Here is a 26,732-nt window from a genome sequence, read left to right as displayed (position 1 = left end):
ACTAATGACTAGCCATTTTTAAAAAGCTTCTGATATAATCTTTTTCTTTCGGGGCGTAGCGCAGCCTGGTAGCGTACCTGCATGGGGTGCAGGTGGTCGGAGGTTCAAATCCTCTCGCCCCGACCAGTATTAAGAAAAACCCGCACAGCATTTGTTGTGCGGGTTTTTTGTTGCCTGTTCAAAACGCCAACATTTAGCCCGACAAAAACACGCGGCAACAAGCATCATCGAATTCGCCTTAATCTCTTCGAATCGACGCAGCCTCCGCTGTCGCGCAGTCACCCCTTCCCTAAATCGCCGGCGAGTCACGCCAGGCCGATGAAGCTGCCTTGCCCCACGTGGCCCAATACGGATCGGCCGGCTCTTCGCGAGTGGCATAGTGGCGCTCGCCCCGTGTGCGCACGCGTAACGATCTCGCATCGAGAAAGTCGATGCCTTCCGCTAGTGCGAAGCGCAGCCGTGCCCCATCGTGCTCGATCACCAGGCTGTCGATAGGACGGGGCAGGGCCTTGAGTGCGGCGGTGTCGATGCCCATCAGATAGAGCGTTGCACCGGCGGCCTGCGCGGCGGCCTCGGCTTCCGGGTTCCAGGTATCCGCCGTGAGCAGTGGGTCGTCCACGGTCAGGGTCTGGCACGCGATGGCCGCGCCGTGGGTGTTGCCGGTGTTGCGGGTGTAGAGATAGATGACGCCAGGATCGCAGGTGAACATAGCTTCACTCAGAAAACACTGTATGGATATACAGTATAGCTGGGCTGTTGGCGTCCGGCTAGGCCGTCCGTGGCCCGTGCTAACGTAGCGGCGTCCAGACTATCCGGCGAGTGAGAATGGGTGGGTTTCTAGCTTTTCTAGGAGCACAGGTTGCTGACGCCGTAGTCAATTACATTGGCTACACGCGGAGCTGGGCGAAGCATCTCTACTTCCGGATATCTGGACTGATCATCCTCGCCTGCCTTGCCGCGCTAGTGGTGGCACGCGGGTAGCGCTAAGCGGACTAATGCATCTGTCCGATGCTCTTGCCGGCAAGATGTTTCACCATTGGATGATGGCTGCCGCTGGCGATCCCAGCGGGGGCTGAGCAGCTCCTTACAGCACGGAGCTCGCTCCACAGTGGAGAGCGCCATGATGCCACCCGTGAAAACCAAGCACACCAACCTCGTGGTCGGCGAGCCCCTTGACTGGGATGCAGCCAGGGACGGGGAATTCTCGGGGCTGCCGGTGCACCTCGATGCGGCGCATGGCGTGATGCACTCTTTCTGGCAGCCCACGGAGCAGGACATTGCCAACATACTGGCAGGCATGCCCATTCGCTTGTCCGTGTTCGGTGAGGTGCACCCGCCCGTTGCGGTCGCGGTGACCAATGACGTGGTGGGTTAGCGAAGCCTTTTTCCGATCAATCAGGTCAATCTGGTTTGTCGTGAAGGGGCGGCGGACTCTACAATCAAACCATCGACCGTGCGGTGTGCATGTCTTTTCAGGCAGACGTTTGCGATGCGCAGGGTCCCGGGGGCACTGGTTTGGCCGGATGCCGTTTACCGCGTGGAACGCATAGGATAGGAGTAGGGGATGGCCAAGCGCGAACGTGCTGCCAGGGCCTTGCAAGACGAGGTGAGCCGGCGCATCCAGCGTATTGATGACATTGTGGAGGACGGCGCGAAGATCCGGGTGCCGGCACCGCAAGCGCATGCGCGCGATGCGCGCGGGCGCAACTGGGATATGAAGGCCTTCGGCAATGCCGCGGGTTATGAAAGGAGTATCCGGGCCGTGGTGGACAAGGCGCGTGACGAGTTCGACCTGACCGAGGTGCCGGGCCAGCAGAGCGCTGATCCCTTTGGCACTCCGCCCTCGCTGGAGTGAGCGTTTTGTTGGAGTAAGGCATGCACGCTTGCGATCTCTGCCATCTTCTCGTTGGTGCGCCGACCACGGTGGAGCCGCATGAGAACCTGGCCGCATCGGGTGCGGCCGCACTTGGCATGGACATCAACTCGCGCTGGGTGGACCGGCCCTGGCGCTGCACGGTCTGCGGCGCCTGGATGTTCCAGAATGCCGCCCACGGCGAGCCGCCCAATGTCTGGCGCATGGGGCGCCGCCCACAGGATCGCCCGCAGGACCGGACCTAGGCCCGGCAGCCCCTTGCCCCGGCTGGCCGGACGCTGCGCTGCGGCATGCTACGATGGCCGGCAAAGGGAGACGCAATGAATGAATCCAGAACACAGCATTACCGAGGCTACGTGATTTTGATCTCGGTACAGCAGCATGAGCGCGGATGCCTGGTGAGTGCCTCGATCGTCCAGGAGGCCAAAGGCGCGGTGCGCAATCCGTCGCCGCTACAGTCGTGGGTGGGGCATGAGCAGGGCGAACTCATGGAAGTCGCTGACCGGGCGCAGGCGCGCGCTTGCCGGCTGATCGATGCGACGGTCGACCATGTTGCCTATGCCGCGGGCTGACTGATTGATCCTGGTGGCCTGGCAGGCCGTCCTGGCCATGCATTGGCTCGGGCAGAAGTTTCTCCGGCCAGCCTACATGGCGCGGGATCGCTGTCGTTAATCCGGGTATGAACTCATTCGATGCTTCCGAAGAATGCGCCGCAAATGCCGATGCCATGGGGTGGGGTTCGTCATCGCCCCATGTGCTGGCCGCGGTGCTAAACACCGCCCTGGCCGCCGAGGACCTGAGCGGCTTTGCCGCGCTGCTGTCCGACATGGCCCGCGATCGCGGCCTCAAAGGTGCGCGTGGCTCGCACCAGTCCATCTACGACATGCCCTATGCCAGCTTGTTGCCGCGCCAGCAGCATCTGCTGGCGGATGCGTTCGAGCTGCTCATCCGCCTGGGCCTGGAGTTGCAGCCGCGCAGGCCGCGCATGCTCGGCGACAGCCCAGGGAGCCTGCTGGCGCACGGCAGCCACGAGATCCCTGTCGACTAGATACCCCACGATCGGAGCAGTAGTGCGCCATGGCGGACACGGCGGCGAGGCTGCGTGCTAGCATCTCGCGATCAACCAGATCGCCGCACCGACGGCGACGTATCACCCGGCCCGACGCCGATCCCGACCGGGCGATGATGCTGACACGGCACGCGCGCGCACTGCCGTGGTGTTCGAGGGGAGCGATCGCGTGTTGTGGAGGTTGCAATGAACGAAGACGAGCCTTTCGGGGTAGTGTTCGAGGATTTTCGCGTCATCTGGGTGGCCGAGCGTTTGCAGGATGGCTCATGGACGGCGCGCTATTGCTGGAGTCCGGGCACGTCGGAGGCATCCGGCAAGGCGCTCCAGGCGGCAGTGCTCAGCGGCAAGTCCAAGCGGCTGCTGGGCGATTTCAAGACCGAAGAGGAGACCATCGACGCCATCAAGGCGGCGGTGCTGCTCGAGGCGAAATGGGGCCGGTGAATCCTGGCATCAAAGCCTAAGGTCCAAAAGGGGCCTAAGGTCCAAAAGAGGCCTTAGGCCAAATATGGCCTAAGGCTTGGAAAGCTCCGGCAGCACGACGCTGCTCCATTTCCACGTCCATATGCCTTGGCGCGTCAGGCCAATGAGAATGCGGTCGCCATTGTCCTTGGTGGCCGAGGCTTCCACGGTGTTCAGCGCGCGATAGGACAAACTGTACTTGAGCGCGTCCTTGGCGGCTTCCTCCTTGGCGGGCCCGGCCGGTTCGCCCTTGTTTTCCGCAGGTGCGGGGGCAGGGCGCACGCGGGGTGCTGGCTGCGGCGCCGTGGCGGGCTTCTCGCCGGCCATGAGCGCCATGACGCCGGCGGGCGACACCATGGTGTCGATCATGGTGTTGATGACCGCCAGGCCGATTGCCTGCCCGATGCCGGCAAAGGGCATGTTCTGCAAGGCGGGCGTGCCGAGCTTTTGCTGCAGGGACAACGTCAGCTGCGCCTTCAGGCTTTCCCGCAGGGCCGGATAGTCGACATAGCGGGAGAACTTGTCGGCATCGCGCATTTCGATGGCAGCGCGCATCTGGTAGAGCGTCCAGTAGGGGCTGGCGTAGCTGGTGGCAGCGACGACGATCGCCGCAGCAATCGCGGCTTTGACGGGTTTGTTCATCGGGGGTCCGGTGCAAGCGCGCTGGCTAAGGCCCCCATTGTCGCCAATCGGCCGTGCCTGCGTCTACCCGGCTTGCTGGCTGCGTTCCAGCAAGCCGATTTCCCGCACCGCCACCGACAGCATCGACAAGCCGGCCGCACCCGATGCACGCTGATCCGCCAGCATGCGCGAGAAACGCTCGATCTGCGCCTGGCGCCCGCCGCGCCATGCCTCGATCAGTTGTGCCGGCGTATCCAGTGCCTGTGGCTGCGCCAGCACGCTGACCGTGAGCGCGCGCTTGAGGCGGCCGAGGTCTTCGAGTGTCGTGGTGCGCGCCAGCAGGTCCCAATGGCTGTCGGCTGGCAAAGCCAGGGCGCGTTCGCGCAGCCAGCCAAAACTGAACTCCGTATCGAGCGCGAAATAGACACCTGCCACCAGCGCCAGGCTGCGCTGCGTGGCCGCCGCCACCTCGGCGATATCCAGTGCCGCCGCGGAGATTTCTCCCGCAGCCACGCGCAGGGCCAGTTCATCGTCCACGCCGGACTGAGTCAGGTCTTGCCGCCATTGCGCCAGCGCGGTGGCCTCTGGCCCGGCCAGCAGTGCGGGTAGCTGCGGTGTGAGCCAGGCCGCGGCTTCGGCGTAGCGCGCACTGTCGCCATCGGTGGGGCCGCCCGCGTGCGGATGCCGCAGGAACCACAGGCTGGCGTGGTCCAGCAGGCGTCCCACGGCGACGAACATGCGCGCCTGCACGTCATCGTCGACCTGGTTGTCCAGCGCGTCGATGCGCAGCCAGAGCGGGTCAAGGCCGAATACGTCGCGCGCAATCAGGCAGGCGCGTACGATGTCCGCGGGCCGCGCATCGGTTTCTTCCTGCATGCGGTGGACAAAGGTGGCGCCGATGCGGTTGACCAGCGTGTTGGTGAGGTGCGTGGCCAGGATCTCCCGGCGCAGCGGATGGCGCAGCATGGTGTCGGCGTGCCGCTCACGCAGCGGCTGCGGGAAATAGGCGGGCAGGAGGCCGGCCACCAGTGGGTCCTCTGGCAGCGCCGACGTGAGCAACTCGTCGTACAGCCACATCTTGCTGTAGGCCAGCAGCACCGCCCGTTCGGGCGAGGTGAGGCCCAGCCCGGCGGCCTTGCGCTCACCCAGTTCATCCTCGCTCGGGAGGAATTCCAGCGCGCGCTTGAGGCGGCCGGCGCGCTCCAGCCACCGGATCAGCCGGCCCTCCGCATCAAGCAGCGCGGCGGCGTTGCGCCCGGCAACCGACAGCGCCTGGCTTTGGTAGTAGTTGTCCTCGAGCACCAGCAAGCCGACTTCGTCAGTCATTTCCGCGAGCAGCTTGTTGCGTTGCTTCTCGGTCATCTCGCCGTCCGCCACCACCAGCCCCAGGAGGATCTTGATATTGACCTCATGGTCGGAGCAATCGACGCCGGCAGAGTTGTCGATCGCATCGGTGTTGATGCGCCCGCCATTGAGTGCGAACTCGATGCGGCCAAGCTGCGTGAAGCCAAGGTTGCCGCCTTCGCCCACCACCTTGCAGCGCAGCTCGGCGCCGTTGACGCGCACCGCGTCGTTGGCGCGATCGCCCACTTGCAGATGGCTCTCGCGGCTGGATTTGACATAGGTGCCGATGCCGCCGTTATAGAGCAGGTCGACCGGCGCCAACAGGATCGCGTGGACCAGTTCGGCGGGCGAGAGCACGCTCGCGCTGATGCCAAGGCTCGCCTGCACCTCCGGCGTGATCGCGATGGTCTTGGCGGAGCGCGGAAACAGCCCGCCGCCGGCGGAGACCAGGCTCATGTCGTAGTCCGCCCAGCTCGAGCGCGGCAACTCGAACATGCGCTGGCGCTCGCGCAAGCTGGCGGCGGGGTCGGGGTTGGGGTCGAGGAAGATATGGCGATGGTCGAACGCGGCCACCAGCTTGATATGGGGCGACAGCAGCATGCCGTTGCCGAACACGTCGCCCGACATGTCGCCGATGCCGGCGACGGTGAAGTCCGCGGATTGGATGTCGACGCCCATCTCGCGGAAATGGCGCTTGACCGATTCCCAGGCGCCGCGCGCCGTGATGGCCATCTTCTTGTGGTCATAGCCGACCGAGCCGCCCGAGGCAAACGCGTCGCTGAGCCAGAAGCCGTACTCCGCGGAGATCGCGTTTGCGTAGTCGGAGAAGCTGGCCGTGCCCTTGTCGGCGGCGACCACCAGATAGGGGTCGTCGCCATCTTCACGCACCACTTCCGGCGGCGGCACCAAGGTGCCGGCGACGCGGTTGTCGGTGACATCGAGCAGGCCGCGCAGGAAGGTCTGGTAGCAGGCAATGCCTTCCTGCAGGAAGGCGTCGCGGTCGTTCGCTGGCGGCGGGCGCTTGACCACGAACCCGCCCTTGCTGCCCACCGGCACGATCACCGTGTTCTTCACCATCTGGGCCTTCATCAGCCCCAGCACCTCGGTGCGGAAATCCTCGCGCCGGTCGGACCAGCGCAGGCCGCCACGCGCCACCGGGCCGCCGCGCAGGTGCACGCCTTCCACGCGCGGGGAGTAGACCCAGATCTCGAACATCGGGCGCGGCTCGGGCAGGCCGGGCACCAGCGCGGGGTTGAACTTGAACGACAGGTAAGGGCGCGGCCCGCCGTCGGGGCCGTGGCGAAAATAGTTGGTGCGCACCGTGGCGTTGATCACGCCCAGGAACAGGCGCAGGATGCGGTCTTCGTCGAGGTTGGGCACCTGGTCCAGCTCCGTGCCGATGGCTTGCTGCAGGCGCGCGCAGCGCGCGGCGCGGGCGCTTTCCGTGGCGGGGTCGAAGCGCGCGACGAACAGTTCCACGAAGCGCGAGGCGATAGCCGGGTTGCCGGTCAGCGCCCGCTCGATATAGGCATCGCTGAAGGTCGACCCGACCTGGCGAAGGTAGCGGGCATAGGCGCGCAGGATGGTCACGTCGCGCGCGGCGAGCTCGGCGCGCAGCACCAGGCGGTTGAAGTCGTCGTTCTCGATCTCACCGTTCCAGGCGCGCGCGAAGGCGTCCTCGAACAGCGCCTTGATGCGCGCTATATCGGCGCCAAGGTCGATGCCGGCCGCGACCCCATCGGCCATTTCCAGTCCGAAATCATGGACCCACACCGGTGCCGCGCCGTTGGGCTCGATCAGGTAGGGACGCTCTTCGTCCACGCGCACGCCAAGGTGCTCCAGCATCGGCAGGCTGAGCGACAACGCGATCGGCTCGCGGGCGCGGTAGACCTTGAAGCGGAATGCGCCGGGCGCGGCTTCGATGGGCCGGTACAGGTTCATGGCGATGCCGCCGGTGGCCTGTGCCGCCTCCATCAGCTCGATGTCGCGCACGGCGATGCGGGCCGGGTAGTCCTCGCGGTAGCCGGCCGGGAAGGAGTCCCCGTAGCGGCGCAGCAGGCGGTTGCCTTGCTCCTCGCCGGTGCTGTCGAGCAGGGCGGCGGCAAGGTCGTCCTGCCAGCGGCGGGCGGCTTGCACGATGCGCTCTTCCAGCTCGTCCGGGTTGACCTCGGGCATGGTGCCAGGCTCGCCGCGCACGATCAGCTGGATGCGCGCGAGCGGTGACTCGGAGAGTTGCGGCGTGAACTCGCAGCTGTTGCCGCAAAAGGCGGTCATCAGCAGCTTCTGGATGCGCTGGCGCAGATCCGTGTTGTACTTGTCGCGCGGCACGAACACCAGGCAGGAGACGAAGCGGTCGAAGCGGTCGCGTCGCACGAACAGGCGGATGCGCTGATGTTCCTGCAGGCGCAGGATGCCCAGCGTGATGTGGAACAGTTCGTCTTCCTCGGCCTGGAACAGTTCGTCGCGCGGGTATTGCTCAATGATGGTCACCAGCGACTTGTAGAGATGACCCTTGGTCAGGAAGCCCGCGCGCGCCAGGATGTTGCCGAACTTGCGCCGCACCAGCGGGATGTCCTCGCACGACATCATGTAGGTGGTGGAGGTGTAGAGGCCCACGAAGCGCCGCTCGCCAAAGAGCTTGCCGTTGGCGTCCGTCAGCTTGATGCCGACGTAGTCCAGGTAGCCGGGCCGGTGCACGGTGGAGCGCGAATTGGCTTTGGTCACGAAGATCGGCGACCTGTCTTCGATGACCGAGGTGGCCGCCGCGGGCAGCTCGGTCAGTGTGTCCTCCTCGGGCGGGTGCAGGCTTTCGCTCAGGATGCCGGTGCCGGAGCCGGGCACGCCGCGCAGGAAGAAGCGGTCGTCCTGGGTGACCAGTTCATAGTCGCGCTGGCCGAGGAAGGTGAAATGCTCGTCCAGCATCCACTGCAGGAAGGCGCAGGCCTCCTGTGTATCGGGCCGGTTGCCATCCGGGCCCTGCGCCAGCGTGTCGATGGTGGCGCGGGTGATGGCGGTCATCGCCGGCCAGTCCTGCACCGCGGCGCGCACGTCGCCCAGCACGCGGGCGATGCCGTTGCGCAAGGCCTCCTGCGTGGCGGTGTCGCCGCAGCGGTCCACTTCGAAATGGATGAAGGATTCGAGCCGGGGACCGCCGGCGGGCTCGCTCGCCGTGGTGTCGCCCTCGCCACCCAGGCCCACCTTGGCGATGGTGCCATCCGCGTTGCGCCAGACCCGGAAGACCGGGTGGATCGCGGAATGCAGGGCCAGCCCCAGCCGGTTGATCTCCATGGTGACGGAGTCCACCAGGAACGGCATGTCGTCGTTGACGATCTCCACCACCGAGTGGTCGGAGTGCCAGCCGTGCTGCTCGAGGTTGGGGTTGTAGACGCGCAGCCGCGCATTGCCCGGGACAAAGCGCTGGGCGGTCTGCCAGTGCGCCATGACCGCGCCATAGAGATCGGCCACGTTGCGCTTGAGCAGGTCTTCGGCGTCGGCCAGGTCGTAGTAGTGCCGCAGGAATGGCTCGGCCTGGACGAACACGTCGCCGGGCAGGCGGCCCTGGGCGAACTGCATCAGGTCGGCCAGCAACTGGGCCTGTCGCGCTTCGCTTTCCGCCAGCATGGTGTCTCTCCCCCAGACGGCTGTTTTGGCAGTCCGTTGCCGCCACAGGCACCGCGCGACGCGCGTCGTGTGTTGCCTGCGTCCTGGCAGCATGACCGTGCTAACTACTGTAGAGCATAAAGGGCGGCACCGCGCACAATGTGCGCGGGCTGGCTTTGCCCGCTCCGGCCTGGCGCGGGCGTTGGGATGTATGAGATTTACGACTGGTTTTCATGATTTTATATCGCCGCAGGAATGTGCCTGCCGTGGCTACACTGCCTATCTGCGCCTTACCCGCCGGTAGGAAGCGCGAGCCGAACTGGGCGCCTGGCCTTGTCGCGGCGCGCGGCGCGGCCTCACGGGCCGGGACGGGCATCATGGAGACATAAGATGTACAAGGAACGTATCCGGCTGGCCAGCCTGCTCGACAAGGTCATGCCGGCCGAGGCCGCGGCGGCGATGATCCGGGACGGCATGACCGTAGGCATGAGCGGCTTCACCCGCGCCGGCGACTGCAAGGCGGTGCCGCAGGCGCTGGCAAGGCGCGCGGCGCACGAGCCGCTGCGCATCACGCTGATGACCGGCGCCTCGCTGGGCAACGATACCGACAAGATGCTGGCCGAGGCCAATGTGCTGGCGCGGCGCCTGCCGTTCCAGGTGGATGCCACCTTGCGGCGCAAGATCAACGCGGGCGAGGTGATGTTCATCGACCAGCATCTGTCCGAAACCGTGGAACAACTGCGCGGGCGCCAGATCGCGCCGGTAGACGTGGCAGTGGTGGAAGCGGTCGCGATCACCGAATCCGGCGGCATCGTGCCGTCGACTTCGGTCGGCAACTCCGCGAGCTTCGCGATGCTGGCGCAGAAGGTGATCGTCGAGATCAATCTCAGTATGCCGGCCGGCCTGGAAGGCCTGCACGACATCTACCTGCCGACGGCGCGGCCACATCGCCAGCCCATTCCGCTGGTCTCGGTGGACCAGCGCATCGGCTTGCCCTTTATTCCGGTGGACCCCGCGAAGATCGCCGCCATCGTGATCACGCAAAAGGACGATAGCCCGTCCAATGCGCTGCCGCCCGACCAGGAAACGCGCCAGATCGCCGGGCACCTGAACGATTTCCTGTCGCATGAAGTACGCTCAGGCCGGCTGGCACCTTCGCTGCAGCCGCTGCAGGCCGGCATCGGCACGATCGCCAACGCCGTGCTGCATGGCCTGATCGATTCCCCGTTCCGCGATCTCACGATGTATTCGGAAGTGCTGCAGGACAGCACGATCGAGTTGCTGGACGCCGGGCGGCTGCGCTTTGCCTCTGCGTCATCGGTGACGCTGACCAGCGCCGTCTACGCGCGCTTCCTGGCAGACCTGGATCGGTACAAGGAGCGTGTGATCCTGCGCCCGCAGGAGATCAGCAACCATCCGGAGCTGCTGCGCAGGCTCGGGCTGATCACCATCAACACGGCGCTGGAGTGCGATATCTACGGCAACGTGAACTCCACGCACGTGGGTGGCACACACATGATGAACGGCATCGGCGGGTCGGGAGACTTCGCGCGCCATGCGCATTTGTCGGTGTTCGTCACCAAGTCGATGGCAAAGGCCGGCGCCATCTCCAGCATCGTGCCGATGGTGTCTCACGTGGATCACACCGAGCATGATGTCGACATCATTGTGACCGAGCATGGCCTGGCCGATCTGCGCGGCCTGGCGCCGCGCGAGCGCGCGCAGCAGATCATCGCCAACTGCGCGGATCCGTTGTATCGGGAGTTGCTGCGTGATTACGTGACGCGCGCCACGCGCCGCGGCGGGCATACCCCGCACCTCATCGAGGAGGCGCTGGCCTGGCACGTGCGCTTGCGCGAGGAAGGCACGATGGGCGGCACGAAGGCGGCCCTGGCCGCAGCCTGAAGCGGCTTGCGCTTGGACCTTCCCTGTTGTCTTCCGGCCTTCATCCCTTTTCGGTATCCCTTATCCCTTGAAGATGAGCACGGCCAGCACCAGGGAGGAAGCCATTAGGATCAGCAGGTCTAGCATGATGGTCTCCGAAAGGGAGAGGTCCGGGATCGCGAAAGGGTAAGCCTGCGCTACGGTTCACGCTGTAGGCGGCCTTCCGAATCCATTCTCGGACATTTCTCACATTTCCACATGCGGTGCCATCTGGCTCAGATGGCGTTTCAAGCGGGCGTTGGGCATTGCCGTGTTCGATCCCGCTGGCTGATCTTGCCTGTTCCCTGCGGCCCGGATGGTGCGCTGGCGCACCATCCGGCGGGACAGGCTGCTTGCTGCCTGCCGCTTCCGCTTATTGTTTGGCCTTGGCGCCGTCGGTATAGGGATCGAACTTGCCGGCCTTGGCGCCGTCCGTGTACGGATCGGGCTTGCCAGCCTTGGCCCCGTCCGTATAGGGATCGGCCTTCTTCTTGGCGCCGGAAGCGTTCAGGTTCGACTTGGTCGATTTCTTCGCGCCATCCGTGTACGGATCGAACTTGCCGGACTTGGCGGCGCTCTTGTTCGGGTCCGTCTTGTTGGTATGGGCGCCGCCATAAAGGTCGCCGCCATCGGTGTAGTTCTTCTGGGCGTGCGCCAGCTGCACGCCGCCAAAGGCGGTGAGGGCGGCGATGATCAGGGCGGGTACGGTCTTGTTGCGCATTTTCATCCTCGTGAGTAAAGCTTGGGTAGTGCGAGAGCAATGGCCACGGGCAGGGGGCATGGCCGCAAAAATGGTCGTCAGACCAGGGTGACTCTACCGACTTGGGATGACCCTGCGAAGTTAATCTTTCTTCCCACTGTATTGAACCGCTTATTGGCCTGGCCGGCTATGCGCCAGATCAAGGCAAGCGTTGTTTTTGGGGAGGGGCTTATGGAAGGGAGGGGGGCGGGTTTGCCGAAGGCGCGAGCCCTGGCAAGGCCCGGCTGCAGGCAGCCGGGCCGTTGCGACGTTACTCGTTACTGGTCGCCGGTTACTCGAGCGTAATGTTCTGGTCGCGCGCGATCTTCTTGCGCATTTCCAGCTCGCGCTTGATCTGCGCGGCGTATTGCTGCGGCGTGTTGCCGTCAGGGTAGGCGCCGCTTTCCGCCAGGCGGCGTTTCACGTTCGGGTCCTGCAAGGTCTTCACGGCAGCGTCATGCACCTTGGCGATGATCGCGGCAGGCGTGCCGGCGGGTGCCACCAGGCCGTACCAGGCCATGTTGTTCATGTCCTTCATGCCGGCTTCGGCAAAGGTCGGCACGTCGGGCAAGCCATCCACGCGCTTGGGCGCCGCTACCGCGAGGGCGCGCAGCTTGCCGGCCTGGATGTGCGGCATGGATGAGGGCAGGTTGTCGAACTGGCCGCTCACCTGGCCCGCCAGCGTGTCGTTCAGGGCGGGGCCCGATCCACGGTAGGGGATGTGGACCATGTCGGTCTTGGTCAGGAACTTGAACAGTTCGCCGTCGAGGTGGGAGATGCTGCCTTTGCCTGCCGACGCATAGCTGTACTTGCCGGGGTTGGCCTTGACCAGCGCGATGAACTCCTGCAGGTTCTTGGCCGGCACCTTGGGGTTGATCGTCAGCACGTTCGGCACATTGACCAGGTTGGTAATGGGCGCGAAGTCCTTGATCGGATCGTAGGGGTTGCGGGCGTTGGTGGCGGGGTTGGTCGCCATGGTGCTGACCGTCGCAATGCCCAGCGTGTAGCCATCGGGCGCGGATTTGGCCAGCGCATCGGCGCCGATCGCGCCGCCGCCGCCGCCGCGGTTCTCCACCACCACGACCTGGCCAAGCTCACGGCCGATGCCGTCGGCCACCGCGCGGCCCACGATGTCCGTGGTGCCGCCCGCGGCGAACGGCACGATCAGGCGGATCGGCTTGGTCGGGTAGGTTTGTGCAAAGGCGCTGTGGCACAGGCCAAGAAGGGCCAGGCAAGCTGCGCTGCCGACATTCAATACTGCTTTCAAGAGAGGCTCCCGAGGGTTCTAGGTCTAATGACGGCCCGGGCGGGCGCGGGTTGGGGCACGGCGATCTGCGTCGCGCTGCTGCCCTTGTTCCTGCTTGCCGCGGGACGCTGGAGATGTCGGATGGGTTCCGTGATGCGGAACCATGTTCCGCATTATGCTCCAGGCGCAATTCAACCGTGAAAGCGTAGCCGGCGGAATTGGTATCAACCCGCGTATGCGCCGTTGTGTGGGAGGAGGTTGGCCCAGGGTTGCCACGCCCACGGAGAGACCCAGCAGGGTTGGCGCGCCAATGGAAAAAGCCGGAAGCATTGCTGCTTCCGGCTTTTAGAATTCGCTGGTGGGGCGTGAGTGACTCGAACACTCGACCTACGGATTAAGAGTCCGCTGCTCTACCAACTGAGCTAACGCCCCAACGAAGTCCAAGATTATAGAGGACGATTTTTGACTTTGCAATAGCTGTTTTGCTTTTGGATTTTAGATATGTGCCTCCGGTCCGAGCGCGAATTTGCGGCAGTGTTCGAGGTAGCCCACCTCATGGCTGGCGATCAGGTCCAGCACGCTGGTCCATAGCCAGGACGGCGCATCCAGTTGCCTGGAGCGATTGCGCGCCAGCTCGCCAAGCCAGCTGCGCTGGGTGGCCAGGTCCATCTGGCGCGCATGGGCGTTGCCGACCACCTCACCCAGGTACCTCGCGACGCGGCTGGCTTCTTCCTGTGGCAGCGTATCGATCTCCAGTTTCAGGTCCTGCGGCAGCAGCTCGCGGATGAAGACCGCCTTGTCGAGCAGCTGCGCAGAAAGAATGCGATCGCCCAGTGCCGGCGAGAGATGGCGGGCGCCTTCCACTACCCGCTCGCCATTGCCGCGTGGCATGTTCACCTTGGGGTAGCCCGGCGCCGCAGCGTTTACCGCTTCTTTGATATCGATCAGGCAGATTTCGGGATCGGGGCTGTCATTGCTGCCAACGGACAGCAATACGGCGAAGCGCAATCGTCCCAGCGAGCTGCAGCCCTTGACCCAGTAGGCGGCGTCCATCACCTCCACGCGCGCGCCTTCGTCACGGGAGGTCAGCAGCGTGGCGAGGTGGGCGATCTCGCGCCGCTCGAAGAGGGCGCCGATTGCGCGCCGCTCGTCCGCGGCGAGCCGCCAGAACCGTTTGCCGAGTGGAATGGAGGGGGCGGTGTCCCGCAGGCGTTCGTGGGCGAGATGCTTCCATTGGCGCCCCAGGGCCTGGCGCATCACGGTACGTACCGCGGCAGGCCGGCGCGAAGTCAGGCCGGCCGCGGCCTCGGGATTATCGAAAGCGCTTTCATAGCCCACCATCAGGCTTTCCAGCATGCGCGCGGTAATCACGCCGGGCAGGTCCGAGCCGCGCGCTGCGGTGGCCAGCGACAGCGCCAGGCGGATCAGGTCGTGCGCCGGGTTGCCGATCACGGTCTGGTCAAGGTCGCGGATCTGGATGTCGACGTGGCCCTGGATATCGGCGATCGGACCAAGGTTGCCCACATGACAGTCGCCGCAGATCCAGATCGCCGGGCCCTCGGGCAGGGCGTGCGGTTGCTTGGCCTCCAGCCATTCGTAGAACTTGCGCGTGTTGCCGCGCACGTATGCGTGGGCGGAGCGCGCCATCTTCAGGTTCCGGCACCGCATCAGTGCATCCTGGCGTTTTGCCGGGCCGGGCGGGCGGGGTTCGCCGCCATGCTTTGCACCGCGCTTCGTGACGGGCTTCTTGCTGCTTGTCTTCGTGGCCATGGAAGTCGGAGCGCCGGGCGCTGGCAGGATATCGAGGTGGGCCGGGTCGCCATCGGCCGGCAACTGATGCCAGCGTACTCCATGTCGCCTGAAGAGACTGTCAGCGCGACACGGATTTCGTGCGCCTTGCCAGCGGCTACAATGCGCTCGTCTTCCCAGGCGCGGAATGTCGCTTCCGCGCTGAATCCAACGCCCGAATCCGGAGCCCGTCATGCACGCCAGAGTCCTGCGCTACCTCGATGAGGTGGTGAGCCGCGGATCGATCCGCCAGGCCGCGCTGCATCTGCACGTGGCGCCGAGCGCAATCAACCGGCAGATCCTGGACCTGGAGACGGAACTGGGCGCGCCCTTGTTCGAGCGCATCAACAAACGCCTGCGCCTGACCCCGCTGGGCGAAATGGTGCTGGCGCACGTGCGCCAGACGCTGCGCGAGCACGAACTGCTGCGCAGCCGTATCGAAGCCGTGAAGGGTGTGCGCCAGGGCGAAGTCACCGTGGCGACCACGGCCGGCCTCGCCGGCTCGCTGATGCCGTCGCTGGTGCATGCCTTTCGCCAGCAGTACCCGGGCATTCTGGTGCGCCTGCTGGATCTGCCCGTGGCCGACATCGTCAGCGCTGTCGAGCGCGGCGATGTCGATCTCGGCCTTGCCTACGACCTGCCCGATATCGCTGCCTTCCGCATCCTGGCCAGCAACGACTGGCATATCGGCGCGGTGGTGCCGCCCGGGCATGCGCTGGCCGCGCAGCCGTCGACGCTGCTCAGCGAGTGCCTGGCCTGCCCGGTGATCCTGCCCGCGCCGTCGATGTCGATCCGCGCCATCCTCGATGAGGCCTTCGCGCGAGCCGCGGTCGCGGTGTCGCCGGTCACCGAGACCACTTCGACCGCGCTGATGCGCCGCCTGGTCATGCTTGGGGCCGGCATCGCCTTCCTGAATCCGCTCGACGTGCTGGAGGAGCGGGAGCGCGGGGCGCTGGCCTGGGTGCCGCTGCGCGACGGCCAGCTGCCGTGTCAGACGCTGCGGCTGGTCGCGCGCGCGCGCAATCCGCTGAGCGCTGCGGCGGAACTGATGGCCGAGCGGATTGGCGAGGGCCTGGTGGTGTTGTTTGCTGGCGTGCGTTAGCGGCGCAGTGCTTGGTTGTGCTGTTTTTGCGTACACCGTCGGTGGAAATCGATGCTTTGCCAAGGCCTGCCGGCGTCTTAGACTGTGTGGGCCTGGCCGCATGACGTGCCGGGTATTTTCGCCACCAACCTGAAGATCCTGCCATGCCCCTCATCCTGATCAATGCCGACATCCTGGTGACCATGGATGCGCAACGCCGCGAGATCCCGGATGGCGCGCTGGTGGCGCAAGGCCCGACGATCGAATGGGTGGGCGCCACCACCGAGCTGCCGCCGCCATACCGCCGGCTGATCGACGAGGGCGGCGCCGAGGTGATCGATATGCGTGGCAAGGTGGTGATCCCCGGGCTGGTCAACACGCACCACCACATGTACCAGAGCCTGACCCGCGCCGTGCCGGCGGCGCAGGACGCCGAGCTGTTCACCTGGCTCACCAACCTCTATATGTTGTGGTCGCACCTGACGCCGGAAATGATCGACGTGTCGACCCGTACCGCGATGGCTGAGTTGATGCTGTCCGGCTGCACTACCACCAGCGATCACCTGTACCTGTATCCCAATGGCTCGCGCCTGGACGATTCCATTGAAGCCGCGGCGGCAATGGGCATGCGGTTCCATGCCGCGCGCGGATCGATGAGCGTGGGCCGCAGCAAGGGTGGCCTGCCGCCCGATTCGGTGGTGGAGGAGGAGCACGCCATTCTGAAGGACAGCCAGCGGCTGATCGAGCGGTACCACGACGCTTCGCGCCACGCGATGCTGCGGGTGGTGGTGGCGCCGTGTTCGCCGTTCTCCGTCTCGCGCGACCTGATGCGCGAGTCGGCACTGCTGGCACGCAACTATGGCGTGTCGATGCACACCCACCTGGCCGAGAACGACAACGACATCGCCTACTCGCGCGAGAAGTTCGGCCTCACGCCGGCCCAGTACGCCGAAGAACTCGGCTGGGTCGGCCCCGATGTGTGGCACGCCCACTGCGTCAAGCTGGATGATGAAGGTATTGCGCTGTTTGCCCGCACGGGCACGGGCGTTGCCCATTGCCCTTGCTCGAACATGCGCCTGGCGTCAGGCATTGCGCCGGTGCGCACAATGCGCGATGCCGGCGTGCCGGTCGGGCTGGGTGTGGATGGCAGCGCGTCGAACGATGGCGCGCATATGCTGGGGGAGGTGCGCCAGGCCATGCTGCTGCAGCGCGTGGGCTACGGGCCCGCCGCCATGAGCGCGCGCGAGGCGCTGGAGATCGCTACGCTGGGCGGGGCGCGCGTGCTGGGGCGCGACGATATCGGTGCGCTTGAGCCTGGCATGTCGGCCGATTTCGTGTCGTTCGACATGGCGCAGGTGGGCTACGCCGGTGCAGGCCACGATCCGGTGGCGGCGCTGGTGTTCTGCACGCCGGGCAATGTCGCCGCCAGCGTGATCAACGGCAAGGTGGTGGTGCGCGATGGCGAGTTGCAGACGGTGGAGTTGCCGCGCGTCCTTGCGCAGCATCGCGGGCTCGCGCGTGAACTGTTCGAGCGCGCCAGGCAAGGGTGAGGCAACAATGGAATGTGCCGCGCGTGCGACCCCTCTGGAGAGGGGTCGCGGCATGTCTGTAATGTATTCACACTAGGCCTCGGGTCGTTCCCTGAACGCCCCTGACCCTTCCCCAGCCCGCCATCGATAGCGGGCTTTTTTTTGTGCGTGTTTTTCGACGGATGGATCGCCGCAGACGTAGGGCGGGCGACGACAGACCTGGAGAGCCAATGGAAAAAGCCGGAAGCATTGCTGCTTCCGGCTTTTAGAATTCGCTGGTGGGGCGTGAGTGACTCGAACACTCGACCTACGGATTAAGAGTCCGCTGCTCTACCAACTGAGCTAACGCCCCAACGAAGAAAAAGATTGTATCATGGTTTTTGAGTTTGTCAAACACCCTGCGTAATTTTTCCCGCATGAGGGTGCTCTGGAAATGCCGTGTGCGATTTCGCCGTCGTACGTGCAATTCCCGGGCAGCCTTATTCCTTCTCCTTGCACCGAACTCAGGCACTCACGCCGTGGGAACTCGCCCGGGGTTTCGGCAGTCTTGCTTGGGGTGAGCGGAGCGTAGGCCTTTGCGGACGAGTCGGGCCGACCCATGTTAGGATGATTCTTCACTTGCAATGGAGGGCTGTACCGATGGATATCAAGTTCCAAGAGCAAGAGCGTTACGATATCAACAATGAAGGCTTGCTATTTCACGCCGTTGTCGACGGCCAACCAGTCACTTGCGTGGTGACCCGTGAAGCGCTGTGGGAAGGCTTCAGTGCCGACCAGGTGTTATCGCTGGAAGAGGCATTCCGCGCCGGACGTGAAACCATCGAGCGTGCTGCGGTGGTGCTGATCGAGCAGGGCGCCGCCCAGCCAGTGGTAGTCAAGCGCGCCCATGTGGCGCCGCTCTGAAGCGGATCCCAGTCCGGGCCGGTCATCGGTCCGATCCCGGGCTACCGCTTCAAGTCGTTGCGGCTTCTCGCCGCCTGACGCCGGTTTCCCGCCGGCGTTTCTCTTTTTAATTCCCCGCGCTCATCACTGAGCTTCCCGATCGCACCGATCGTGCCGATCACGTTGATCGCGCTCAAGCCGGTTTTGCCGGGTAGCCTGGCCCGCCAGGGCGGCTAGCGCATTCTTCGAAGATGCGTGCCTGGCATTGCGCACAGCCTGCGGGATCGAGGCGCGCAATGATGGTGTGCAGCGCCTGCCGCTTGGTGGAAAAGATGTGCCCTTCGCCCAGCTTCAGCGCGAAGCCGGTCTGGTCCCACGTCTGCAGCACCTGCGTGCGCGGACGATGGAAATACAGGTCGCCGCCGGTGGCGCGCCGCTCGCTCAGCTCGCTTTCCCACATCTCAGCGCCGGCCAGGTCGATGAAGTTCATGCTCTTGGTCATGGCCAGCAGATGGATCTGGCCGGGATGGGCGTTGCGTGCTTCGTGCAGGCGGTCCGTCACGTACTGGACCGCGCCGAAGTAGATCGCGCCTTCCATGCGCAGCAGCTTGAGCTGGGGGCATTCCGGTTGCGGGCGATGCAGTTCGTCGAGCGGCGTAAAGCGCCGGTCGGGGTCGTCGGCGTCTGGCACCAGGCTGCGCACCGCCGGCCGCGAGGTGCGATAGAGATAGGCCACCAGTGACAGGATGGTGCCGAGCAAGACCGCCATCTCCAGGCGGATGGCCAGCGTGGCGACAAAGGTGCTGATGGCGATGGCGAATTCCGTGCGGCTCAGGCTGGCGATGCGGCGCAGCCGGCCGAAATCGAACAGGCCCCAGGCCACCAGCAGCAACATCGCGGCGATGGAGGCCAGCGGGATCTGCGCCAGCAGCGAGGCGCTGGCCGTGACCAGCACCACCAGCAGCAAGGCCGAAAAAATGCTGGCCAGCGGCGTCTGCGCGCCGGCCTCGTAGTTAGGCATGGAGCGGTTCAGCGAGCCACAGGAGATATAGGCGGAGAACAAGCCACCTGCGATGTTCGACAGGCCCTGCCCGATGAATTCGCGGTTGGCATCGATATGCTGGCCCGAGCGCAGCGCCACCGCCTTGGCGATCGAGATCGACTGGCCGAGTGCCACGATGGTCAGCGCGGCGGCGATGCCAAGCAGGTCGGGGATCGCCTGCCAGGAAATATTCGGCAGGTGGAAGGGCGGGATGGCCGACGGGATCGGCCCGACCACATTGACGTGGTGCGCGCCTGCGCTCCAGCCCGGCGCGTTGAGCAGCAGGGCGACGCCGTAGCCCGCCAGCAGGCCGATCAGCATGAAGGGCAGGCGGCGCGAGACGCGCTTCACCGCGATGGTCACCGCCAGCGTGATCGCCGCTACCGTGAACGCGCTCCAGTTGATGCCGTCGGCATTGTCCAGCAAAAAGCGCACCACACCGAAGGCGCTCGTACCCGTCGGCACGGCCAGCCCGAACAAGTCCTTGAGCGCATAGAGGCCGATCAGCATTGCCGCGCCGCAGGTGAAGCCAAGCAGCACCGAGGGCGAGATGAAGTTGGCCAGCGTGCCAAGGCGCAAGGTGCCCACGGCAAGCTGCAGCAAGCCAACCATGATGGTGACGGCGAGCGCCAGATTGATGTACTCGGGACTGCCGGCAAATGCCACCGGGCTCAGCATGGCGAACAGCGCCAGCGAATTGGCGTTGGTCGGGCCGGACATCACATGCCAGCTGGAGCCGAACAAGGCCGCCACGATGCAGGGAATCACGGCCGCGTAGATGCCGTATTGCGGCGGCAGGCCGGCTAGCGTGGCAAAGGCCACGCCCTGCGGCAGCACCAGCACCGCGCCAAGCAGGCCCGCGACCAGGTCCGCACGCAAGGAGGCGCGGCTCACGCGGTGACGCCATGCCGGCAACAGGCGCCCGAGCATCCGGCCGGTTGTGCCCTGCGCAACCGGAGCGGTCATGCTTGCGGGTCTCGTTCGCTGAGGCTCACCAGCAATTCGTCGATCGCGCCATAGACCTTGCCCAGCCGCTCCGCGCCGATCATCTGCTCGAGCTCCTCATAGCGGCGGTCGATCAGCGGCTCCATCTCGGCGATCAGGGCACGGCATTTGTCGGTCAGCGAGATCAGCTGGCGGCGCTGGTCCGTGGTGGAGCGCGAGCGCAGGATCAGGCCCGCTTCCTCCATGCTCGACAGCATGCGGGTAAGGCTCGGGCTCAGGATCAGGCAGGCATCGGCGAGCTGGTTAGGCTCCATCTCGCCTTGCTCGTTGAGGGTGCGCACCACGCGCCATTGCTGCTCGGTCATGCCGTGCTGGCGCAGGATGGGCCGGAAGCCCGCCATCAGCGTTTCGCGGGCTTGCAGCAGCAGGTGGGGGAGGTTGCGGTGGCGGAAGGTAGCCGGTTTCATGCCCGCAAGTGTAGCCGTGCAGACGCCCGGACGCGAGCCGGTGGCTACCCGGATATGCCGACCGCCGGCTTGGTGGCCGGCGCCCTGGCGCAACGCCTCAGCCCAGGTCGAGCGTGGCCACCACCGGCGTGTGGTCCGAGGGCTGCTCCCAGGTGCGCGGCACGCGATCGATCACGCAGGCGCCGCACGCCTCGCGCAGGGCCGGCGACAGCAGGATGTGGTCGATGCGCAGGCCGGCGTTGCGGCGAAACGCAAACATGCGGTAGTCCCACCAGGAGAAGCTCTTCTCCGGCTGCTCGAACATGCGGAATGCGTCGGTCAGCCCAAGTGCCTCCAGCGCCCGGAACGCATCGCGCTCCGGCGGCGACACCAGGTTCTGCCCCTCCCACTTCTTGGGATCGTGCACATCCCGGTCTTCGGGTGCGATATTGAAGTCGCCCAGCAGCGCGAGCTTCGGGTACTTCACCATTTCCTCCTGCAGCCACGCGGTGATCGCCTGCAGCCAGCCCAGCTTGTAGGTGAACTTGTCGGAGTCCGGCGCCTGCCCGTTGGGGAAGTACGCGCATACCAGGCGCACGTCGCCATAGGTCGCCGCCACCACGCGCTGCTGGGGGTCGTCGAAGCCAGGGATATTTCGCACCACGTCGGTGGGCGTCGCCATGGTGGCATTGCGCGCCAGGATCGCCACGCCGTTGTATGTCTTCTGGCCGGTGAACACGCTGTGGAAGCCCGCGCTTTCCAGTTCGGCCAGCGGGTACTTGTCGTCCGGCATCTTCAGCTCCTGCAGGCACAGGGCATCGATCGGCGTATCGGCCTTTTCCTGCTCGCTCAACCAGTCCAGTACCTGCGGTAGCCGGACCTTCAGCGAGTTGACGTTCCAGGTTGCGATTCTCATGTTCAAATGGCTTGTTGATTGACGGTTGCCTGGGCGACATTGGAATTCGTCCCGGTGTCACCCTGGTTTGCCTGCACATTATGAACGACCGCTGCGGCCACAGGCACGTCGGGAGGCAGGTGTCCTCAGGCCCAGGTCTCATGCAAGTGTCGCCAAGTGACAAGCGCATCGTTCCCAGTCACGAACAGCGCCGAGGCACGCCGCTCGGAAGCGCCCGCGTTCCAGGCCTGCGTCTCCCGGTAGCTGACCGTGGCCGAGCGCGCGTCCTCATGCACGAGCGTCAACTCATCGATCCTGATTTGCAGCCCGGGCCGGGCGCCGCGCAGTCGTGCGAACAGCGCGGGAAAGCCGCCTGCCTCCATGCGCGCACCGGTTGGCGAGATCATGCTGAAGTCCGGACCAAACCGTTGCAGCAGCGTTTCCAGTACGGCTTCCGGGCAAGCGGGGTTCGACAGCCATTGCTCGATCAGCACATGGGTGTCGGCGATTTCACGCAGGCAAAGCGCGGCGATGTCAGGCATGGATGGTGTTTCCTTCAGGAGTTGGCAGGGCGGGTTGCCCCGGAGTTAGGGAAGCGTTGTCGATGCTGCCGGCTGGCGATCATGCCGGTCGTCCAGACGCCAGACGACAAGCAGCGGCACGAGGGTGCATAAGCCGGCGACGAGAAAACACCCATGGAACACCTGCGTCACGATCGTGGTGTCGCGCGCGAGGGCAAGGTCGGCCATGCCTTGCCGGGCCAGCCACTGGCCCAGTAAAAGACTGGCCATGGCGACGCCAGCGCAAAACGACAACTGACGATTCAGATTCCATATTGCGCTGACGGGGCCCATTCCCGCTGGGGACACATTCAGCAGCGCCAGGGTTTGCGCAACGCTCGAGCAGATGCCGCCGCCGGCTCCCATCAGCAAGAAGGCGGCCACCATGCCCGGCCATTCGCCAGGTTCGCTCACGGTCGCCAGCATGGCGATGCCGGTCGCGTGCACCGTCATGGCCGGCAGCAGCAGGGCGCGGGGCCCCAGCCGGTTGAAGAGGCGCCCGGCCAGCGTCATGCCCGCAGCGGCGGCCAGGGCGTAGGGAATCATCAGCGCCCCCGCGCTGACGGCCTTCAGGCCTAGCACGCTGCGCAGGAAGAACATATTGAGCAGGCTGACGCCGGTAAACACGCCGGGCACGAACAGGTAGACGACCATGGCTGCCCGAAGCAGCGGATCCCGCAGAACGCGGAAATCCAGGACTGGATGCTCCCGCCGGCGTACATGCCGCAAAAGCAGCAAGCCCGCGGCGACGCCGCTTGTGACAAGGGCGGCGCCCACGCGGGTCTGCCCGGTGTGCTCGAACCGGGACAAGCCGATCAGCAGCAGCGCAAGCGCCAGGCTGACCAGCCCGATGCCGGCAACGTCCGGCCTGTGTCCCCGGGTGGTTTCGCCGGAGCGCAGCCAAAGCACGGCAAGCACGAGCGCAACCAAGGCCAGCGGGATGTTGAGCCAGAATACCCAGCGCCATCCCAGGCTGTCCACGACGTAGCCGCCCATCAGTGGCGACAGCGCCGGCGCGAGCAGCGCGCAGGCCATCACGATCACTGACAGTTGCGCGCGCTCGTCCTGCGAGTAGAGACGATAGGTCATGGCTTGCCCGACGGGAATCAAAAGCCCACCCCCCAGGCCTTGCAGCAGGCGCCAGGCGATCAGCGCCTCAATGCTGCCGGCGAATCCGGCGCCGGCCGCGGCTGCGGAAAAAATCCCCAGCGATGCCACGAAGATCGCTTTGTCTCCGTAGCGGCCGGCCAGCCAGGTGCTTGCCGGAATGACCAGCGTCAGCCCCAGCGTGTAGGCACTGGCCACCCATGCAACGGTCCCCACGGACGCCTGCAGTGACTGGCCGATATCGGGGAACGCGACCGATGCCATGAACATATTGACCAGGTCGATAAATAAGCCGAGGAGGTAGACCGACGCAACGCGTGATTTGTAGGGCATGGAAAGTCGAGCAATGGCGGCAAGCGCCATGCAGGTGCAGGCTGGAAGACGGCATTCTAGAAACCATGGAGGAATAAGAAAACAGCCTAGTGGCCGATATACTGTTCTCTGATTTTTGACAATGGAGCGCTGAGAACGTGATCAATCTGAACCGTCTGGCCATGTTCGTGGCCGTGGTGGAGTGTGGCTCGTTCACGGCGGCAGCCGGCACGCTGGGCACCACCAAGGCCGTGGTCAGCTTCAACGTGAAGCAGCTGGAGCAAGATCTATCGGTGGCATTGCTCACGCGCAGCACGCGGCGCCTGGCACTGACGGAGGCGGGCGAGCGGTTCTATCGCGACTGCTCGGTCTTGCTGCGGCAGGCTGAATCGGCCGTGGAGCAGGTCCGGTCTGGTCATGCGTCCTTCTCGGGCAGCTTGCGCGTCACGGCATCGGTGGATTACGGCAACCTCGTCGTCGCTCCCGCGCTGGCCGGGTTTGCCCGCCTGCATCCCGATCTGCGGGTGAGCTACCAGGCCAGCTCGACCCACGCGGACCTGATCGCAGAGCGGCTGGACGTAGCCATCCGGGTGGGGCCGCTGGAGGACTCGCGGCACCGCGCTAAGCCGATCGGGCATTTCAACCTGGTGATCGTGGCAAGCCCGGCGCTGCTGAGTGCAACCGGCGCGCCCGATTCGCTGCAGGCGATGGCGGCGCTGCCGTGGCTTGCCAATCGCGCGGGGCAGGGCGGGCAATGGACCCTGGCTGACCCACACGGCAAGCCGCACACGATCCGGGTCCGCAACGTGGCCCACGCGGATACGGCCTCGGCCTTGCTAGCGTTTGTGCTGGCCGGCTGTGGCGTCGCAGCGCTGCCCGAGTGGCTGCTTGACGACCATCTCAAGGGCGGACGGCTTCAGGTCCTGATGCCGGACCATGTCTTGCCAAGGGCCGAGGTCTTTGCGGTCTATCCGGATACGCGGCACGTCAGCGCCAAGGTCCGCGGGTTTATCGACCATCTGCGCGCATTGCGGCCCGGCCGTGCCTAGGGCTTGAACGAGCCCTCGATGGTATAGCGCGACCCCGGATGCACCAGCCGTGCCAGCGTGATCGGCGAGCCCTGGCTTTCGGTGCGGCGGATCACGATCAGGCAGGGCTCGCTCGGCTTGACGCCCAGCAGCTCGGCCTCCTGCTCGGTGGGCAACTGCGCCTCGATGGAGTATTGCGCTTCCCATAGCGGTGCCACAGTCAGCAGGTAATTGGTAGGCGTGGTCTTGGTGAAGTCCACGTCGAGATAGTCAGGCGCGCGGGCGGGGTTGACGTAGCGGTCCTCGCACAGCAGCGGCACGCCGTTCTCGCTATGCACGATCAAGGTGTGGAAGACCTCGCTGCCGACGGGCAACCCGATGCGCGGCGCCAATGCCTCGGTGACGACTTCGGCGCGCGCCATGTGCACGTCGGAGCGGTGGCGGTGGCCCCGCTCCGTGATCTCGTCGTGCAGGTCGCGGATGGTCAGCGTGGACGACGCACGATAGGGCTGGGTGGCGAACGTGCCGACGCCCTGCACACGCTCCACCAGGCCTTCGGCCTGCAGTTCCCGCACCGCCCGGTTGGCGGTCATGCGGCTGACGCGGAACTGGGTGACCAGCTCGGATTCCGACGGCATCAGCGTGCCAGGCGGCCAGCGTCCGGCGCTGAGTCCGTCCTTCAGGTAGTTCTTGATGTGTGCGTAGGCGGCGGCGGGTGGCAGGTAGGTCATGGCACGCAGTTTACTTGACCGCGCTTGTCTAGCCAATTTCCATTGGTAGCGATTTTTCGTTTCAAGGTCGGCATCCGCCAGAAAAAAGGGGGCGGGTTTTGGCTTCGGGTGTGGCTCCGATCAGGGTAATCCCGGCTCGCTGATTTGTTGTCTTATCTTGTATATACAAGAATATGTGCCGCAATCGATGATTCCAGGATGCTGGAATCGCGGGCGGGCAGGCGAGAGGGCGACCGGAGACAACATGGCAAAGGTGAGCGCAAGGGGGAATGCGGGGATGAACATATTCCCGGGCTGGTATGTGGTTGGCGCGACGCACGTGCTGCTGGCGCTGATATTTGGCGCCGCGTACTCGTTTGGCGCATTTTTCGCGAGCATCCAGGAAGGCTTCGGGGTGGGCAGTTCGTCGGCGGCTTCCGTGTTCTCGTTCACCGCGCTGATTTACTACGTGGTGGGCGTATTCTCCGGGTCCCTGGCCGACCGGATCTCCACCCGCCGGGTCATTGCGATGGGCATTGTCTCGCTGGCGCTGGGATTTGCCATCGCCAGCGTCGTCACGGATTCGCTGGCGGGGTTCCTGGTGGCCTTCTGCTCGCTGGTGGGCCTGGGTGTAGGCCTGGTCTACGTGCCGGCGGTGACGGCGGTGCAGCGCTGGTTCGTCAGGCATCGCAGCCGGGCGTCGGGCCTTGCGCTGGCGGGCACCGGGCTTGGCACGTTCATCGGACCGGTGGTGGCGGGCCTGCTGATGGAGCATATGAGCTGGCAGGCGACAATGCGTTGCTTCGCGCTGGCCATCGCCGTGGTCGGGTTGGCAATGGCAATGCTGCTAAAGGGGCGCCCGGAAGAGGCCGGCCTGTATCCCGATGGCGCGCCTGCGGCGCCTGGCGTTGCCCATTCTCCCCCGCCATCCGGGCTCAGCCTGGCGCAGGCCGTGCGCGGCGGGCGATTCTGGTGGTACTTCGGCGCCATCCTGCTGGGCTCGGTTGGCCTGTTCGCCGCGCTGGTCCATATCCATCCGTACGCGCGGCAGCATGGCTTGTCTTCCACGGCCGGGAATCTGCTGATCGGGCTGGTGGGCGCCGGCAATATCCTGGGGCGCCTGTTGCTGGGCGGGCTCGGCGACAGGCTGGGTCCCGGGCGGCTGCTCATGTGCCTGACGCTGATGCTCGCGCTGCTCAACGGCGTGTGGCTTGGGGCCACAAGCTTCCCGGCGCTGGCGCTGTTTGCTGTCCTGTTCGGTGCGGCCAACGGCGGTTGCATCTCCTTGTACCCGGCGCTCGCTGCGACCTGGTTCGGCACGGCAAACCTCGGGGCGATCCTTGGGGGGTTGTACATCGCGGTGGGCATTGCCGCGATGGCGGGCGGCAGCCTCGCCGGCTGGCTCTTCGATGCCTACGGCAGTTACTCGGTGGCGATTGCGGTGAGCGGGGGCTGCGCGTTGCTGTCGACCACCTGCATTGCACGCGCGAGCCGCCATGAAAAAAGCGGCTCAGACCGAGCCGCTTAACCTCT

General features: G+C 65.3%; 25 protein-coding genes and 3 tRNA genes. 13 read left to right on the top strand and 15 right to left on the bottom strand.

Features of this window, described 5'->3' with window-relative positions; genetic code table 11:
* The first annotated feature begins 49 nt into the window (after positions 1–49).
* Positions 50–126: transfer RNA gene (locus AC1RQK_RS03660), tRNA-Pro, on the top strand.
* Between the two features lie 163 nt (positions 127–289).
* On the opposite strand, the gene AC1RQK_RS03655 is transcribed toward AC1RQK_RS03660, so the two are convergent.
* Positions 290–709: a hypothetical protein gene (locus AC1RQK_RS03655; protein ID WP_492807711.1), complete on the bottom strand. Its 420-nt coding sequence runs from the start codon at positions 707–709 to the stop codon at positions 290–292.
* A gap of 411 nt (positions 710–1,120) precedes the next feature.
* On the opposite strand from AC1RQK_RS03655, the gene AC1RQK_RS03650 reads away from it, so the two are divergent.
* The 6 genes from AC1RQK_RS03650 to AC1RQK_RS03625 all read left to right on the top strand — a co-directional run bounded on the left by AC1RQK_RS03650 (position 1,121) and on the right by AC1RQK_RS03625 (position 3,383).
* A complete protein-coding gene (locus AC1RQK_RS03650) occupies positions 1,121–1,375 on the top strand; it encodes a hypothetical protein (RefSeq protein ID WP_492374724.1) in 255 nt (84 codons plus the stop codon).
* Between the two features lie 189 nt (positions 1,376–1,564).
* Positions 1,565–1,855: a hypothetical protein gene (locus tag AC1RQK_RS03645; protein ID WP_492374723.1), complete on the top strand. Its 291-nt coding sequence runs from the start codon at positions 1,565–1,567 to the stop codon at positions 1,853–1,855.
* Positions 1,856–1,875: 20 nt separating this feature from the next.
* Positions 1,876–2,118 carry a hypothetical protein gene (locus AC1RQK_RS03640; protein WP_492807709.1) on the top strand — a complete coding sequence of 81 codons (243 nt, stop codon included), beginning with the start codon at positions 1,876–1,878 and terminating at the stop codon, positions 2,116–2,118.
* A 75-nt stretch (positions 2,119–2,193) separates the two neighbouring features.
* Positions 2,194–2,445 carry a hypothetical protein gene (locus AC1RQK_RS03635; protein ID WP_150983934.1) on the top strand — a complete coding sequence of 84 codons (252 nt, stop codon included), beginning with the start codon at positions 2,194–2,196 and terminating at the stop codon, positions 2,443–2,445.
* A gap of 107 nt (positions 2,446–2,552) precedes the next feature.
* Positions 2,553–2,921 carry a hypothetical protein gene (locus AC1RQK_RS03630; RefSeq protein WP_492374721.1) on the top strand — a complete coding sequence of 123 codons (369 nt, stop codon included), beginning with the start codon at positions 2,553–2,555 and terminating at the stop codon, positions 2,919–2,921.
* Positions 2,922–3,128: 207 nt separating this feature from the next.
* The gene (locus tag AC1RQK_RS03625) at positions 3,129–3,383 is read left to right on the top strand and encodes a hypothetical protein (RefSeq protein WP_441630569.1); all 255 of its coding nucleotides are present in this window, start codon (positions 3,129–3,131) and stop codon (positions 3,381–3,383) included.
* A gap of 69 nt (positions 3,384–3,452) precedes the next feature.
* Here AC1RQK_RS03625 and AC1RQK_RS03620 read toward each other — a convergent pair whose 3' ends face one another.
* Positions 3,453–4,043 carry a DUF2939 domain-containing protein gene (locus AC1RQK_RS03620; protein WP_492807708.1) on the bottom strand — a complete coding sequence of 197 codons (591 nt, stop codon included), beginning with the start codon at positions 4,041–4,043 and terminating at the stop codon, positions 3,453–3,455.
* 63 nt (positions 4,044–4,106) lie between these two features.
* A complete protein-coding gene (locus AC1RQK_RS03615; protein WP_492807706.1) occupies positions 4,107–8,987 on the bottom strand; it encodes an NAD-glutamate dehydrogenase in 4,881 nt (1,626 codons plus the stop codon).
* Positions 8,988–9,356: 369 nt separating this feature from the next.
* On the opposite strand from AC1RQK_RS03615, the gene scpC reads away from it, so the two are divergent.
* Positions 9,357–10,871 (top strand): succinyl-CoA:acetate CoA-transferase ScpC, encoded by a 1,515-nt coding sequence (gene scpC, locus AC1RQK_RS03610; RefSeq protein WP_492374718.1) that lies wholly within the window; start codon positions 9,357–9,359, stop codon positions 10,869–10,871.
* Positions 10,872–11,262: 391 nt separating this feature from the next.
* Here the strand turns inward: scpC and AC1RQK_RS03605 are convergent, their stop codons facing one another.
* The 4 genes from AC1RQK_RS03605 to AC1RQK_RS03590 form a co-directional block, all read right to left on the bottom strand.
* Positions 11,263–11,610, bottom strand: a complete 348-nt coding sequence (locus AC1RQK_RS03605; protein WP_492374717.1) for a hypothetical protein — start codon at positions 11,608–11,610, stop codon at positions 11,263–11,265.
* Positions 11,611–11,920: 310 nt separating this feature from the next.
* Positions 11,921–12,895 carry a Bug family tripartite tricarboxylate transporter substrate binding protein gene (locus AC1RQK_RS03600; RefSeq protein ID WP_174422736.1) on the bottom strand — a complete coding sequence of 325 codons (975 nt, stop codon included), beginning with the start codon at positions 12,893–12,895 and terminating at the stop codon, positions 11,921–11,923.
* A 335-nt stretch (positions 12,896–13,230) separates the two neighbouring features.
* Positions 13,231–13,306, bottom strand: a tRNA-Lys gene (locus tag AC1RQK_RS03595).
* A gap of 63 nt (positions 13,307–13,369) precedes the next feature.
* The gene (locus tag AC1RQK_RS03590) at positions 13,370–14,644 is read right to left on the bottom strand and encodes a DUF2252 family protein (protein WP_492807704.1); all 1,275 of its coding nucleotides are present in this window, start codon (positions 14,642–14,644) and stop codon (positions 13,370–13,372) included.
* 211 nt (positions 14,645–14,855) lie between these two features.
* Here AC1RQK_RS03590 and AC1RQK_RS03585 point away from each other — a divergent pair, with 211 nt between their 5' ends.
* Both AC1RQK_RS03585 and AC1RQK_RS03580 read left to right on the top strand, forming a co-directional pair.
* Positions 14,856–15,764 (top strand): LysR substrate-binding domain-containing protein, encoded by a 909-nt coding sequence (locus AC1RQK_RS03585; RefSeq protein ID WP_492376219.1) that lies wholly within the window; start codon positions 14,856–14,858, stop codon positions 15,762–15,764.
* 143 nt (positions 15,765–15,907) lie between these two features.
* Positions 15,908–17,293, top strand: a complete 1,386-nt coding sequence (locus AC1RQK_RS03580) for an 8-oxoguanine deaminase (protein ID WP_492807702.1) — start codon at positions 15,908–15,910, stop codon at positions 17,291–17,293.
* A 255-nt stretch (positions 17,294–17,548) separates the two neighbouring features.
* On the opposite strand, the gene AC1RQK_RS03575 is transcribed toward AC1RQK_RS03580, so the two are convergent.
* A tRNA-Lys gene (locus AC1RQK_RS03575) sits at positions 17,549–17,624 on the bottom strand.
* Positions 17,625–17,911: 287 nt separating this feature from the next.
* Here AC1RQK_RS03575 and AC1RQK_RS03570 point away from each other — a divergent pair.
* A complete protein-coding gene (locus AC1RQK_RS03570; RefSeq protein ID WP_006159541.1) occupies positions 17,912–18,175 on the top strand; it encodes a DUF1488 family protein in 264 nt (87 codons plus the stop codon).
* 41 nt (positions 18,176–18,216) lie between these two features.
* On the opposite strand, the gene AC1RQK_RS03565 is transcribed toward AC1RQK_RS03570, so the two are convergent.
* From AC1RQK_RS03565 to AC1RQK_RS03540, 6 genes are all read right to left on the bottom strand, one after another.
* Positions 18,217–18,351 carry a hypothetical protein gene (locus tag AC1RQK_RS03565; protein ID WP_492807700.1) on the bottom strand — a complete coding sequence of 45 codons (135 nt, stop codon included), beginning with the start codon at positions 18,349–18,351 and terminating at the stop codon, positions 18,217–18,219.
* Positions 18,348–20,162: a SulP family inorganic anion transporter gene (locus tag AC1RQK_RS03560; protein ID WP_492807698.1), complete on the bottom strand. Its 1,815-nt coding sequence runs from the start codon at positions 20,160–20,162 to the stop codon at positions 18,348–18,350. Before AC1RQK_RS03560 ends, AC1RQK_RS03565 begins: the two co-directional genes overlap by 4 nt.
* Positions 20,159–20,608, bottom strand: a complete 450-nt coding sequence (hpaR, locus tag AC1RQK_RS03555; RefSeq protein WP_492376222.1) for a homoprotocatechuate degradation operon regulator HpaR — start codon at positions 20,606–20,608, stop codon at positions 20,159–20,161. The genes AC1RQK_RS03560 and hpaR overlap by 4 nt, the downstream gene beginning before the upstream one ends.
* Positions 20,609–20,705: 97 nt before the next feature.
* The gene (gene xth, locus AC1RQK_RS03550) at positions 20,706–21,503 is read right to left on the bottom strand and encodes an exodeoxyribonuclease III (protein WP_492376223.1); all 798 of its coding nucleotides are present in this window, start codon (positions 21,501–21,503) and stop codon (positions 20,706–20,708) included.
* 125 nt (positions 21,504–21,628) lie between these two features.
* On the bottom strand, positions 21,629–22,024 hold the full coding sequence (locus tag AC1RQK_RS03545; RefSeq protein WP_492376224.1) for a hypothetical protein: 396 nt from the start codon (positions 22,022–22,024) through the stop codon (positions 21,629–21,631).
* A 45-nt stretch (positions 22,025–22,069) separates the two neighbouring features.
* Positions 22,070–23,482 carry an MFS transporter gene (locus AC1RQK_RS03540; protein ID WP_492807697.1) on the bottom strand — a complete coding sequence of 471 codons (1,413 nt, stop codon included), beginning with the start codon at positions 23,480–23,482 and terminating at the stop codon, positions 22,070–22,072.
* A gap of 137 nt (positions 23,483–23,619) precedes the next feature.
* Here AC1RQK_RS03540 and AC1RQK_RS03535 point away from each other — a divergent pair, with 137 nt between their 5' ends.
* Positions 23,620–24,510 (top strand): LysR family transcriptional regulator, encoded by an 891-nt coding sequence (locus tag AC1RQK_RS03535; protein ID WP_492807696.1) that lies wholly within the window; start codon positions 23,620–23,622, stop codon positions 24,508–24,510.
* Here AC1RQK_RS03535 and hutC read toward each other — a convergent pair.
* Entirely contained in the window at positions 24,507–25,220 is a 714-nt protein-coding gene (gene hutC, locus AC1RQK_RS03530) for a histidine utilization transcriptional repressor HutC (RefSeq protein WP_174422728.1), read from the bottom strand. The two genes, AC1RQK_RS03535 and hutC, sit on opposite strands and share 4 nt — an antisense overlap.
* Before the next feature lie 277 nt (positions 25,221–25,497).
* Between hutC and AC1RQK_RS03525 the strand changes: the two genes are divergently transcribed.
* Positions 25,498–26,727, top strand: a complete 1,230-nt coding sequence (locus AC1RQK_RS03525) for an MFS transporter (protein ID WP_492376227.1) — start codon at positions 25,498–25,500, stop codon at positions 26,725–26,727.
* Positions 26,728–26,732: the final 5 nt, after the last annotated feature.

The sequence above is a fragment of the Cupriavidus sp. GW822-FHT02D05 genome, assembly GCF_058802485.1.
Note: the sequence above shows the minus strand (reverse complement) of the source record. Positions and strands in the feature narration are given on the sequence as shown.